The sequence below is a fragment of the Streptomyces sp. NPDC006197 genome (genome assembly GCF_040613865.1).
In the GTDB taxonomy this organism is placed as follows: domain Bacteria; phylum Actinomycetota; class Actinomycetes; order Streptomycetales; family Streptomycetaceae; genus Streptomyces.
This window is the reverse complement of record NZ_JBEXSZ010000112.1, coordinates 1-12,432: the sequence shown is the minus strand read 5'-3', so window position 1 is coordinate 12,432 and position 12,432 is coordinate 1. Positions and strand designations below refer to the sequence as shown.

At 69.5% G+C, this 12,432-nt stretch carries 11 protein-coding genes, 1 rRNA gene and 3 pseudogenes; 10 read left to right on the top strand and 5 right to left on the bottom strand.

What is annotated here, in order from left to right; translation table 11 throughout:
• Window positions 1-21 precede the first annotated feature (21 nt).
• A complete protein-coding gene (locus ABZ318_RS28530; RefSeq protein WP_356905327.1) occupies window positions 22-414 on the bottom strand; it encodes an Lrp/AsnC family transcriptional regulator in 393 nt (130 codons plus the stop codon).
• A 288-nt stretch (window positions 415-702) separates the two neighbouring features.
• On the opposite strand from ABZ318_RS28530, the pseudogene ABZ318_RS28525 reads away from it, so the two are divergent.
• Window positions 703-882 (top strand): annotated as a pseudogene (locus ABZ318_RS28525) (hypothetical protein); the annotation flags it as partial.
• Window positions 852-1,034: pseudogene (locus tag ABZ318_RS28520) on the top strand (IS5/IS1182 family transposase); the annotation flags it as partial. The pseudogenes ABZ318_RS28525 and ABZ318_RS28520, both read left to right, overlap by 31 nt.
• 21 nt (window positions 1,035-1,055) lie before the next feature.
• On the opposite strand, the gene ABZ318_RS28515 reads toward ABZ318_RS28520, so the two are convergent.
• Complete coding sequence (locus tag ABZ318_RS28515) at window positions 1,056-1,469, bottom strand: hypothetical protein (protein ID WP_356905326.1); 414 nt, start codon at window positions 1,467-1,469, stop codon at window positions 1,056-1,058.
• A 99-nt stretch (window positions 1,470-1,568) separates the two neighbouring features.
• On the opposite strand from ABZ318_RS28515, the gene ABZ318_RS28510 reads away from it, so the two are divergent.
• Complete coding sequence (locus ABZ318_RS28510; RefSeq protein ID WP_356905325.1) at window positions 1,569-2,144, top strand: transposase family protein; 576 nt, start codon at window positions 1,569-1,571, stop codon at window positions 2,142-2,144.
• 91 nt (window positions 2,145-2,235) lie between these two features.
• Here ABZ318_RS28510 and ABZ318_RS28505 read toward each other — a convergent pair whose 3' ends face one another.
• Window positions 2,236-2,673, bottom strand: coding sequence for a hypothetical protein (locus ABZ318_RS28505; RefSeq protein WP_356905324.1), 438 nt, complete (start codon window positions 2,671-2,673; stop codon window positions 2,236-2,238).
• Window positions 2,674-2,764: 91 nt separating this feature from the next.
• On the opposite strand from ABZ318_RS28505, the gene ABZ318_RS28500 reads away from it, so the two are divergent.
• The 3 genes from ABZ318_RS28500 to ABZ318_RS28490 are packed head-to-tail and all read left to right on the top strand — an operon-like array spanning window position 2,765 to window position 3,844.
• Entirely contained in the window at window positions 2,765-3,409 is a 645-nt protein-coding gene (locus tag ABZ318_RS28500; protein WP_356905323.1) for a GntR family transcriptional regulator, read from the top strand.
• Complete coding sequence (locus ABZ318_RS28495; RefSeq protein WP_356905338.1) at window positions 3,306-3,533, top strand: hypothetical protein; 228 nt, start codon at window positions 3,306-3,308, stop codon at window positions 3,531-3,533. The genes ABZ318_RS28500 and ABZ318_RS28495 overlap by 104 nt, the downstream gene beginning before the upstream one ends.
• The gene (locus ABZ318_RS28490; protein WP_356905322.1) at window positions 3,530-3,844 is read left to right on the top strand and encodes a hypothetical protein; all 315 of its coding nucleotides are present in this window, start codon (window positions 3,530-3,532) and stop codon (window positions 3,842-3,844) included. Before ABZ318_RS28495 ends, ABZ318_RS28490 begins: the two co-directional genes overlap by 4 nt.
• A 316-nt stretch (window positions 3,845-4,160) precedes the next feature.
• On the opposite strand, the pseudogene ABZ318_RS28485 reads toward ABZ318_RS28490, so the two are convergent.
• Window positions 4,161-4,823, bottom strand: a pseudogene (locus ABZ318_RS28485) (transposase family protein); the annotation flags it as partial.
• Between the two features lie 1,158 nt (window positions 4,824-5,981).
• Between ABZ318_RS28485 and ABZ318_RS28480 the strand changes: the two are divergent.
• The 4 genes from ABZ318_RS28480 (at window position 5,982) to ABZ318_RS28465 (ending at window position 12,303) form a co-directional block, all read left to right on the top strand.
• The gene (locus ABZ318_RS28480) at window positions 5,982-8,660 is read left to right on the top strand and encodes a glycoside hydrolase N-terminal domain-containing protein (protein WP_356905321.1); all 2,679 of its coding nucleotides are present in this window, start codon (window positions 5,982-5,984) and stop codon (window positions 8,658-8,660) included.
• A 446-nt stretch (window positions 8,661-9,106) separates the two neighbouring features.
• Window positions 9,107-9,523, top strand: coding sequence for a hypothetical protein (locus ABZ318_RS28475; RefSeq protein ID WP_356905320.1), 417 nt, complete (start codon window positions 9,107-9,109; stop codon window positions 9,521-9,523).
• Between the two features lie 549 nt (window positions 9,524-10,072).
• A complete protein-coding gene (locus ABZ318_RS28470) occupies window positions 10,073-11,224 on the top strand; it encodes a hypothetical protein (RefSeq protein ID WP_356905319.1) in 1,152 nt (383 codons plus the stop codon).
• A gap of 206 nt (window positions 11,225-11,430) precedes the next feature.
• On the top strand, window positions 11,431-12,303 hold the full coding sequence (locus ABZ318_RS28465; RefSeq protein ID WP_356905337.1) for a Rieske (2Fe-2S) protein: 873 nt from the start codon (window positions 11,431-11,433) through the stop codon (window positions 12,301-12,303).
• Between the two features lie 22 nt (window positions 12,304-12,325).
• Here ABZ318_RS28465 and ABZ318_RS28460 read toward each other — a convergent pair.
• Window positions 12,326-12,432: ribosomal RNA gene (locus ABZ318_RS28460) — 23S ribosomal RNA — on the bottom strand; the annotation flags it as partial.

Sequence of the window (12,432 nt, the reverse complement as noted above, 5' to 3'; positions counted from 1 at the left end):
GTCCGGGCCGCCCGACAGGACCTAAAAACGGTCCCAGCCTGGTCGGCCGAGCAGCAAGCACCACGTCCTCCACCCTTCGCCGACGGCACGGCGCAGCAGTGGAGTGAGGCGGTGCGGGACGAGTTCGCGCATGGCCAGGAACGTGGTGGTGCGTTCGATGCCGGGAACAGCCAGGATCCGGCCAGCGATCCGGTAGAGGTCTTCGGTGTCGGTGGCGGCGACGCGGGCCAGAAGGTCCGTCTCGCCGCTGAGGCCGAAGACCTCCACCACCTCGGCGATGCCCGCGAGCGCCCGGAACACCTCCGCCAGTCGCCGCTGGTCCACCCGGGCGGTGATGAAGGCGGTGAGCGGGCAGCCGAGTGCCTCCGGGGTGATGCGGCGTTCGTAGGAGGCGAGGGCACCGCTGCGCTCCATCTTGTTCAGGCGGGTCTGGACCGTTGCGGGACAGGCGCAGGTGCTCGGCCAGCGCGACGACGGTCGCTCTCGGCTCGGTGGCCAGCGCGAGCAGGATCCGGGCGTCGGTGTCGTCCAGGGGCCGTTCGTTGGGCACGGTGCTCAAGGGGTGTCCTCTTCTGGTGGGCCGGGCTGAGCAGATTGCCGAATCGGATGATCATGGCTCATGCGGATGGCGGGAGAACTGTCACCTTGCCGGCCACGAAGGCGAGGCGGTCCCCTGGGGGCCGGTATGGGAGGTGGCTTGTGATGGTTCCGAAGACCGCGCCGCTGGATGCGAGGAGCAGGGGCCCCGCCGGTCATCCGGATCTGCGGACGCTCGCGTCGGTCGAGCGCCAGGTGCTGTGGCTGTCCACCCCGATCACCGACCACGCCAACCGGGTGCGGCCGAACCCGTCGGGGCTGAAGGCGGTCGGCCACCTGGCTTCGACGAGGACCGCTACAGAAAGCGCAACACCGTCGAACGGGCCATCAACAGGCTGAAGAACTACCGCGCAGTGGCCACGCGCTACGACGAGTGCGGCTACGTCTTCCTCGGCACCGTCACCGCAGCCGCACTCGTCATCTGGATCCGGTCGTGACCACAGCGCCTGCCCGAGCGGTCAACATTGCCTGTGCTTCGCTTCCTCAGTCTGGAGGAACGCCCGTGCCCGCTCACGCACCATGTGGAGCCAGCCCTGCGGATCAGCATCGTAGAGAGCGCAGTTCTCCTTCCACCGGATGAGGCCGCCGGTGATGTCATCGAGCGAGTGGCACCACTCGCCCTCACCCGATATGCCGTGCCAGACGACACCGGGACGGCCTGGATCCTGGCAAAGGTCGAAACCGTGCAGGTGCTGCAGGGCCGTTTCGACCAAAGGGTCCTCGAAGTCAGCGAACGCTCCTTCGCCCTCCACCCATGGAACCGCCCACGCATGCATCGCTTCGCGGGTCACCTCCCCTCGCGCCAGTGCATTCCACTGAGCAGCCACCTCCACACGGCCGGGCGGAGCTGACGTCACATCCAGGTCACTCATGCACCCACCCTCCCAGCCGAGCTGCCCAACGGGCCACACCGATTCGCCTCTAGATCGGCCGGACAGCTCCTAATGGGTGGGCGGACTGCTGAGGTCCTGATGCTCGGGCTGGTGCTTGGCCGGATGCGTTTGCTCTTCCGCGGGGATGTTTCCAGCTCGGACAGTTCCCGCAACGGGCTCTTCGAGTGTGCCAAAGACGTGGACCCGTGCGGCCTCGCCCCATCCTGCCTTCTGCGGCGTCTCGCATGCACATCTCGTCGATTTGATGGGAGAGTTGGCCGATCGGTGGCTCGCCGGCTCCTCCGGTACGAGTCGGAGCTTCGTGAGCGACGTGATACCGAGCGGCAGCGGGAGGCCGGTGCCAGCCTGAAGTACGACCTGGGCTTCACCGGCCGCCTGCTCGTCACCCTGGTCCACCTGCACACCGGGCTCCCGCACACCGCACTCGCCGAGCCGTATGGCCTCGCCCGCCCCACGGTTTTCCGCGCCATCGGGGAGATCCGCCCGTTGCCGGCCATGCGTGGCTTCCCAGTCCCCGAACACTCCGGCGTGCTACTTCGGGCCCTGGCGGACGTGTTCGCCTACGCCGAGGCGCGGGGATCCGGTTGCGGATCGATGGCGCCGAGATCCAGGTTCGCCGCCCGAAGTCAGATCGTCTCCTTCAAGGCGGACTGACCGGCCCCTGCCCGGGCCGACGGTCGGAGACAGACGAAAAGGGAAAAGGGGTGTCACCCGCATGCGGGTGACACCCCTTTCGTCGTGCGCCCTACAGGGAGGAGTCGTCGAACGGGTTGTTCATCACGGCAGAGGCCTCGCAGCTCGCGATCGCGCCGCTGCTGGCGCCGATCTTGCAGACCTCGAAGTAGGCGTTGTCGATCCAGCCGGCCTGCAAGTACGTGCTCCACGAGGCGCTCGTCTGGCCGCTGGGCACGGTCCGCATCGACCAGACCTTGTGGCCGCTTTCGCCGTTGGTGATGAGGCGGATGCCGACGACGTAACCGTCGGTCGCGCGATCCTGGGCGAAGATCTGGATCGGGTCGAGACGGTAGGGATTGATCCCCCAGCCGATGACCATCCGCCCGTAGTACGAGTTGGCCGAGACCGTTGCCTCGGTGCCGGATGCCGCGGCCGCGGGGCTGGCGAGGAGCGGAGTGATGACGGTGGCCAGAGCCGCGGCGGCGACGAGGCTGCTCTTGAGACGCAAGGATCCCCCAGGGAAAATATGTTGGCTGGAAATGCCTACTCTAGCCCGAATCTGAACGTGTCTGATCACGCGTCAAGTTGGCTCCTCGGGAGTGCTATTCGACCTTCTGCGGGTTCTTGTGGGCAGCTGGCACGCGGCGTCGAACAAGCGTGTAGCTTGCAGGCGCAGTAGGGGCCGGTGTGGGGGGCCGGATGGGTGTACGGGGCATGGTGGCGGACACCGGGTGCCGGCCGGGGCCGCCCGGCCCGGGGCACGGCCCCCGCGCGACGTCGGCACCGTGACCGATCTGGTCGTACAGGCGGTCCGAAAGCGGCTTGCCGATCGCGCCTACCCGCTCGACCAGCGGCTGCCGTCCCAACGGTGGATCGCCATCGAGTTCGCCACATCCCTGGCGACGGTCCGGCTGGCCCTGCTTCAGCTGATGCTGGAGGGCTGCTGCGCCCCCATCGGTCGTACGAGACGCCCGGGACGTATGCCCTCGCCCCCTCACCGGAGGCCCGGGAGGCTCTCCTCCTGGCCGATCTGCAGGCGGCGATGCGCAGGGGCGGGTGGACACGTGCAGAGCAGCCCGACGCCGTCGAACGCGCGCTGCGCGTCCTCATCGGCCCCGCGGGACGAGCGGGAACTGAGCCGTGACCGACGTCTTCACCGCGATCACCGCCCTGCTGACGCTCGGCCCGGCGGGCTTGAGCGTCCGGCACAAGCAAAAGAAGCCGGCGTCGGCCCTCCCGAGTGAGCGGACCGGGCTTCCGTCCTACGTCGGCTTCCTCGTCGTGGTGCTGCTGCTCATCGCCTCCACGGCGGTGATCGAGCACAACCCCTGGTCCCAGCCCTCTGTCCTCTCGAAGGAATCGCGGTGAGCGATTGGACCCGCGAAGGGCCCGCGACCGAACCCTCCTACACCCGGGCCGATCCGCAGGGCGGGCGCGCTTTGGTGGACTTCCACCTGCGTGAGCTGGGGCTCGGCGAGAGCTGGCTCGCCAGGGTCGCGGCCGACGGCCAGCGCTTCTGCCGGCACGTGCTGCCCCGGGGCCCGGAGGCGTGCCGCGCCTACGTGCTCACCGAGGCTGCCTGGCCCGAGGACGCGGAGCTGTGCGTGACGATGGCCTGGACACCTCGTACACGTACATCGTCGGGCTGGACCCGATGGAGGACCTCGCGCGCGGGGTGACCGCGTTGGCGGACGTGGTCAGCGCGTTCCCGAACTTCCAGGTTCTCCAGGCGCACACGGTGATGATGCAGGGTATGCGGACGCCCGGAGCGGAGAGCCTGGAGTATCACCTGCAGGTGCGTACGGCCATCGGGCGGGCCATGGCGCCGATCGGGCTGAGGCCGGCGGGTTGGGAGTGCTACCGGCCGCTTTGGTACTTCACCTACGCAGGGGAGGACCTTGTCGATGGACCTCACTAAGGATTGTCCCGTAAATGATCTACGAGTCGACTGGGGCATGCTCGGCCGTTGTGCGGGCCGCTCGCCTATCCGGCGAGGGCGAAGACGTGCTCAACGCGGGCACGGACCTGCTTGTGGGACTTGTTGTGTTCCTCCTTCCGGGCCGAAAGTGCGGTCTGGCCTCGCTCTCTACGGTGCGGGATGACCAATCCGGTGCCCGGGTAGCCGCCGTCGGCGATCGTGAGGGTCTTGCCGACGGCGGCCTTGGCGCCGGGCTCCTCCCATGCCTTGCAGTCGTTGCGGTTGCCGGCCAGCGGCCGGCCGACCACGACGACCAGGCGGGTGTCGGCGTCGATGACGACCTGGTGGTTGGTGGAGTACCGATAATTCTTCGACCGCTCGGCCACAGTGTGGTCCCGGGTGGGGACCAGGGTGACGTCCACGATCACCACGGTGTCCTTGGCGAACCGCTTGCGGGGCCGGAGCGCGAGCAGGGGTCCGAAGTGGTCGATGATCCGGTCTGCCGCCGATTTGGACACCCCGAACAACGGGGCGAGCTGGCGTATCGTGAGGTTCGTGCGCCAGTAAGCCGCGACCAGCAGTGCCCGGTTCTCCAGCGGAAGGCCCCAGGGCCGGCCCTTGCGGACCGCGTCCGCACCCTCGCGCCGCAGAATCGTCACCAGCCCCCCGAAGACGCGCGGGCTCAGCCCGGAGAACGGGGCTGTCCAGGACGGCTCCGACGCCGTGATCACACCAGCCACACGGCGATCATTTCAGTTGCCGATGACGCTCGCTCCGGCCGATCCTGTCCACTTCGCAAGCGAGGAGGACCACGTGGGCTTGACTCTGTTCCCAGGAGACGGAGACGTCAGCAGCCCGGACGTCCAATGGCCCCGCATCCGCTTCAACGCTTTTCGGGCAGCACATCCAAGACGCTCAACAGCTGATGGTCGTCCTGCGTTTCTGCGTAGACGAGAGCGTCGAGCTCATCTTCCTCTGACATTGGGGCGTGCCCAGGTGGCCGACACCCCGCCCCGGCCGCAGTTACGGGACAGCCCTTACGGCCTGTCTGACAAAGAATCTTGGTTGGTTCGCGGGGCCAGGGGGTGAGTGCGGCCCCGGTCCGAAACCGCTGGACGGGGCCCGGGGGCTGCTGTTCGTCGAGTCGTTCGCCGGCCGCTGGGGCTGGTGCCCGAGGCTCGGGCGCCGGGGAGGACGGTGTGGGCGGGGTGCCCCTCTCGCCCGGCTGGGTCGCGCACCGAAAGGGAGATCCTGCACGCAGGACGGTCGCGGGGCACGGGGCGGGGCGACCTGACCGGCTCGACCTGTGGTCAGAGAAGTCCTCTGGTTCTGTCCTGATGGTTGACAGGTTCGACCGGGGATCGCAAACTCTCAGCCAGACTCGTGTTTACGCAAACACGCGAGGTGGCGAACCACAACCATGTGGTGACAGCGTCAGCCTTTCCTCCAGCGGGACCTTCACCGGCGGCCCGACGGTCGACTGCGCTGCGCCGCTCCCCCGGGCCAGGTCCTCTCGCGCACCACGTGCGCGCCATCCTCCGTACCGCGAATCGCAAGAGGCGTGTGACCATGCGACGCAAATCCGGCAGAACGGCGGTGCTTTCAGCACCGCCGGTCGAAGGCGACCCGGCCCGCTCAGGCGGACGCAGCGCTGTGCGTCACCCGGCCATCAGCCTCGGAACGGTCCGCCGCGACCTCCGCATCCTGTCGACCGAAGGAGCAGCACCGTGATGTCCGACCCCGCCCCCCAGCCACCGACCGCAAGCGGCGAGTCCGGCGTTTCCCGCCGTGGAGTTCTGAGAGCAGCCGCCGCTTTCGGGGCGTTGTTCGCCATGTCGTCGCTGCCCGAGTTCACTCCGCCCGCAGCCGCGGTGACGCGGCCGAGCACACTGTCCCTGGTGCCGGAGAACGAGACCGTCACCCTCTGGTACCCCTCGCCGGGCCGGGAAAGCGTGATCATGGAGGAGGGGCTGCCCGTCGGCAACGGGCGGCTCGGCGCGCTGGTGTCCGGCGACCCGTCCCGGGACGCGCTCGTACTCGCGGACGCGACGCTGTGGACGGGCCACGCCAACGCCGCGCTCCAGGCCGACGGACAGTTCCCCTACGGCACGGACGACTTCGGTGCCTTCGGCATGCTGGCCAAGGCGTACCTGGAGATACCCGCCCACAGCGGCTCGGCCATCAGCGGGTACCGCCGCTCCCTCGACATGAGCAACGGCCTGGTCACCGCCTCCTACCAGCTGGGCGGCGTGACGTACCGGCGCGAGGTCTTCTCCAGCCACCCCGACGACGTGATCGTCGTGCGCCTCTCGCAGAGCGGCGGCGGTTCCTACACGGGGTCGCTGACGCTCACCGGAACGCGGGGCGAGACGGTGACGTCGAACGCCGCCGGGGCCGAGGTGTCGTTCGCGGCGACGCTGCCCAACACGCTGAAGTACGCGACCCTGGTCAAGGCGGTCGGTACGGGCGGCAGCGTCTCGGCGACGGGCACGAAGGTCACCTTCACGGGCTGCACCGAGGTCGTACTGATCCTGTCCGGTGGCACCAACTACAAGGCCGACGCCTCCGTCGCCTACAAGGACACCGCGCTGGTGCCGCTGACCGTGGCCCGTGGCAGGGCGGCGGCCGCGGGGGCGGCGAGCGGTACGGCGCTGCTGGCGACGCACGTCGCCGACTTCCAGCGGCTGCAGCAGCGGATGTCGGTCGACCTGGGGGCCTCGACGGACGCGCAGCGGGCGCTGGACACCCCCGCACGGCTGGCGGCGCGTTCCGCGGCCGGTGCCGCGCCCGACCCGGAGCTGGAGGCCGCCTACCTGGAGTTCGGCCGCTACCTGACGATCACCGGGTCCCGGGGCAGCCTTCCGACCAATCTGCAGGGTCTGTGGATCGACAGCAACACTCCCGAGTGGATGAGCGACTACCACACCGACATCAACGTCCAGATGAACTACTGGCTGCCCGACCGGGCGGGCCTTTCGGAGTGCTTCGACGCGTTCACCGACTACTGCGTCGCGCAGCTGCCCGGCTGGCAGACCAGGACGGCGAAGCTCTTCCAGGACTCCCGCAACCGGTTCCGCAACACCTCCGGCAGGGTGGCGGGCCGGACCCTGGCCATCTCCACCAACGTCTGGGGCGGCAACGGCTGGTGGTGGCACCCGGCCGGCAACGCCTGGATGTGCAACTCGCTGTACGAGCACTACGAGTACACCCAGGACACCACCCATCTCGCCAAGATCTACCCGCTGCTCAAGGGCGCCTGCCAGTTCTGGCAGGCACGGCTGATCACGACGACCGTGACCGATCCGGCGACCGGCGCCGCTCGCCAGGTCCTGATCGACGACCACGACTGGTCCCCGGAACACGGTCCCGAGAACGCCCGGGGCATCACCTACGCCCAGGAGCTGGTCTGGCAGCTGTTCGAGAACTACCGGGCCGCCGCGGCGAAACTCGGCAAGGACGCCTCCTACGCCTCCACCATCGCCGGTCTCCAGAGCAAGCTCTACCTGCCCGAGGTCAGCGCCACCAGCGGCTGGCTGGAGGAGTGGATGAGCGACGGCAACCTCGGCGAGACCACCCACCGCCACCTCTCCGCCCACATGGGCCTGTTCCCCGGCGACCGCATCAACCTCCAGGACTCTCCCCCGGCCCTCGTCGCCGGCGCCACCAAGCTCCTCGACGCACGCGGCATGGAGAGCTTCGGCTGGGCCACGGCATGGCGCGCCATCTGCTGGGCCCACCTCAAGCACGCCGACAAGGCGTACGAGTGCGTCATGAACGTGCTGAAGCCCTCCGTCGGCTTCAGCAACGGCTCCGCCATCAACCTCTTCGACATGTACGGCCTCGGCGGCAGGTCGGTCTTCCAGATCGACGCCAACTACGGCACGCCCGTGGCGATGCTCGAAATGCTGGTCCAGTCCCGCCCCGGACGCGTGGAGCTCCTGCCCGCCCTGCCCGAGGCGTGGGCGGCTTCCGGTTCGGTGACCGGCGTCGGCGTACGAGGCGGTCTCACCGTCGACCTCTCCTGGTCGTCCGGACAGGTCACGAGCGCCACGCTCCGCGGCACGGCCGGCCGGTCGACCACGATCGTCTTCGGCGACTGGAGCCAGACCGTCACCCTTCCCTCCAGTGGGTCCGTCACCGTCACGCCCCCCGTCCAGCACACCGTGTTCCAGCTGATCAACCGCCACAGCGGAAAGGCCATCGACGTCCCCGGCGCCTCCACCAGCCCCGGCACCGAACTGATCCAGTACACCCCGAGCGAAGCGACCAACCAGCAGTTCCGTTTCGTCCCCGTGAGAAGCGGCGTCTACCAGATCCGCACCCCCAACGGTCTGTCCTGGGACGTCAGCGGCGGCGGCACCGCCGACGGCGCGAGACTCGTCCAGTGGAATTCGACCTACGCCGACAACCAGCGCTGGCAGGTGACCGACACCGGCGACGGACACATCACCCTGACCTGTGTCCGCAGCGGCAAGGTGCTCGGCATCACCGGACGGTCGACCTCCGACGGCGCCACACTGGAACAGCAGACCCCCGACGGCAGCGCTCAACAGCAATGGCGCCGCGTCAGCAAGTGAGGGTTACGGCGGCGGCCGGTCGTACGTGCGCACCACCTGCACGTGTTCGCCCCCTTCCCCCACCTGGAATCGGGAGGGGAGCGGACGGGCGACGTCCGGCCGCCACCGGCGTCCGCCAAGTGCCGCCCGGCACCGTCAGAGAGCGGACCAGCTTGCGGCTCAGCCCTTGGCTGCTGTCCTCGCCGTGCCGGCTCCACTCCCGCGCCGAATCCTCGATGAGCCGGTTGGAACGCTCCTGAAGACCGTCCAGGAACGTGGCGTAGTACGGGAAGAGCACTCGGATGCTCTGGCCGGCGCGGTCAGCGCCGCCAGCTTGGAAAAGGCTCACTGTCATGAAGGCGGAACACCGCACCCGCAGGCGCGTATTGACGTGTTCACGGTCGGTCACAAGTAGCATGGCGGAAGCTCCTGTTCGCTCCATGTTCGTCCGACGGAGAGGAAGAGTCATGCGCAAGCCCCTGATGGTGATGCTTGTGGCCGTGATGGTGGCCATCGGTTTCGCCGCCCCGGCGCAAGCCACCGCGAACAGCGTGGACAGGCCCTTCAGCATGAACTACGGCAACAGCACCACATCCGGAACCATCCACTTCACCGACGGGTACTCCGCCAGCGTGTCCGGCGCCGTCCACGCGGCGAGCGGCTCCCGTATGGTCTGTGCCTGGGGGGCGAACGGCGACGTGACGACCGGCGCCATCTGCAGCCCGTGGGCGAACGCGGGCGGGCCGAACCAGGCCTTCAGCGGATCGCTGCAGATCGCGCTGTCGGGCGGCGTCCAGCGGGTCTACATCGCGATGTACGACGAGAACGTCACCCCCCTGGCCGAGGAGTTCTGCACCCGCAACGGCTGTACGCGGCTGTACTGAGCCGACCGCCTCACCCACCGGCCGCGGCGGACCGAGTAGGGAGAGCCGGCGGTGCCGGCCGCGAGTTGGACATGGCTGCGCAACGACGAAGCTCCTGGTAGACGGGTTCTCGACCAAGATCACCCTTGTCTGCCAGGAGCTTCGCGTGCTTGTCCCCCGATAGATCCGTTCAGCCGCACCTTGCAGTTCCTGAGCGGGCGGCTGAAGGCCAGGCGGCAGGGATTGGGACGCGCTGGCGCCGGCGAATCCGTCCGCGTACCGTTTCGGGGCCGGCGCCTCAAGCGGTGGGAACGTCTCCACAACGCCGCCCACGCCACGATCCGCTGTGTCGGTGAGCAGGCCACGGCCGTCCCTGTCCTTCACCACGCATCAACGTGAGGTGGGAAGAAGCTCCGGGTGTCGGCAGGGGCGTGGTGGGTACCCGCGGGACATGTGAGCGCGTACGGAGGGCGAGATCATGTCTGTTCGCATCGAGGTACCCCGAAGGCCATCCACTCGACGCTCGTCCGGCGCGTCCGTCCGGGCCTCATCGCCGGTCCGGAGAGGACGGTGAAGGCGACGGTCCGCTGCGTTCAGGCGTTGGTCCGCGGCCTGGCCCGGCGTCGCGGTCGACGCCCGGCCCTGCACCCGGACGGTCTGGTCCTTTCCGGGGTGCTCGACGTCCTCCCGCCCGGCGACCGGCCGTCGGGCGTGGCATGGCTGGACAGGGGAGGGCGCTACGACGTCACCGTGCGCTGGTCGCGGGCCGCGGGACTGCCGGCACGGCTGCCCGACGGGCTGGGCCTGGCGCTCAGGATCAAGGACGCCGGGGGACCGGACCGACCGCTGGACCTGCTGCTCACCTCCAGCGGCAGCGGGCCTCTCACGCGGCATCTTCCGGTACCGCGTACCGACGCCCTCGGCGGCCCCTACTCCACGCTCACCAGCTACCGCTTCCCCGACCGGGACCGGGTCGTGGCGGCCTTCCCCGACGAGCCCGGCCGCGGGCTTCCCGCCCGCCCGTCAGCGCTCGCCCGGGCACTGGGCCGACAGCCTGCACGGTTCCGGCTCTGTGCCGCCGCCCGTGGGGAGGCATGGCGGCAGTTCGCCACCCTTTCCGTACACAACACGGATCCCGAGCACGTGAGCGGACCGAGCGCGTTCGACCCTTATGCAGCATGTCTCCCGGACCTGGCGCCCACCTCCCGTCTACGCTCCCTGCGCGAAGCCGCCTACGCCGGGTCCCGCCAGGGTCGCGGGACCGAAGCGCCGCAGCACGTACGGCGTGCACCGCGCGCACGCAGGGCGTGGCGCGCCCCGGACGTCCGGCGTGGTGGGTCGGCCCCTGCCCATCCCCTCGCCGTCGCTCGCGCCCAGGGCCTCTTCAACATCGTCGGCGGACTGTGGCCGGTCGTCTCCCTGCGGAGCTTCGAAAGGATCTACGGCGCGAAGACCGACCGATGGCTGCAGAGGACCAGTGGAGCTCTGCTCGCATCGGCGGGATTCAGCATGCTCCGCGCCGAACCCACTCCGGCGGGGCTGCGCCAAGCCCGCCGCATCGGCGTCGGGACCGCCCTCACCTTCCTCACCATCGACCTGGTCTACGTGCCCCGACGCACGATCCCCGCCACGTACCTCATGGACGCGGCCAAGGAGATCGCCTGGCTCGCCGCGTGGTGGCGGGCCGGGCGGCTGTCCCGAGGAGACGACAGCGACTCGTGAGGAGAACGGCCGCGAGGCCGTCCCGGTCGGCGGTCCTGCGGACAGTCGCCGTGTTCAGGCAGTTTCCCCGAGAGACAAATGGTTACTTATCGTCCATGACTCGGAAACCTGACCATGACGGCGGCGGCTCCACGGGTGGGGCCGTACCGCGGGTGATCAAAAGCTTCCTCCCCTCGGCGCAGGGCCCCGGCAGGGTCCTCCGGGGCATGGACCGCCTGGAGCGGGCGGAGGGCTTGGACGGTGTGATCGGACGACTGCGCGACACCGTCCGGGCGCTTCCCCTGGGCCGAGGCCGGGACGTGCTGCACGGCCGCTGGCTGGGCCACCCCGTCCACCCGCTGATGGTGCAGGTTCCGGTCGGCACCTGGCTGTCCGCCGCGCTGCTCGACATCATGCCGGGGCAACGGCGGGCAGCGAGTGCGCTGATCGGCGTGGGGCTCGCGGCCGCGGCTCCGTCGGCCCTGGCCGGCTGGACCGACTGGGCCGAGCTGCAGCGCCGCCAGATGCGGGTGGGACTGGTGCACGCGGCCGCCAACCTGGCCGGGGTGGGGCTCTACGCGGGCTCCCTCGTCGCGCGCTCGCGCGGCCGCACCGCTCTGGGCAAGACCCTCGGATTCGCCGGGCTGTCGGCCGTGGGTCTCGGCGGTGCGATCGGCGGCCACCTGGCCTATCGGCTGGCTTCCGGCGCCAACCACGCGGAGGCGGTGCCGGACCTGGTTGGGTCCGGGTGGCACGACGTCGGGGAGGTCGCCGACCTCCCCGTGGGGCAGCCGGTCAGGCGGCACGTCGCCGACGTCGCGGTCCTGGTCGTGCGCGAGGCCGGAAACCGTGTGCACATCCTTGCGGCCGAGTGCAGCCACATGGGCGGCCCCCTCTCCGAGGGCACGGTCGAGGACGGCTGCGTCACCTGCCCCTGGCACGGGAGCGTCTTCCGCCTGGAGGACGGCTGGAACGTACGCGGCCCCGCGACCGCACCGCAGCCCGCCTTCGAGGCCCGCATCACGGGCGGCCGGGTCGAGGCCCGGCTGCGCGGCCCGGCGTCGCCGGAATCCGCGGCCCCCTCCCACGACGCCGTATGACGCCCCCGTACGAGACCGGCGAGGTGGGCGAGGGTCGAAGCAGGCTTCCCGCTTAGATGCTTTCAGCGGTTATCCCTCCCGAACGTAGCCAACCAGCCATGCCCTTGGCAGGACAACTGGCACACCAGA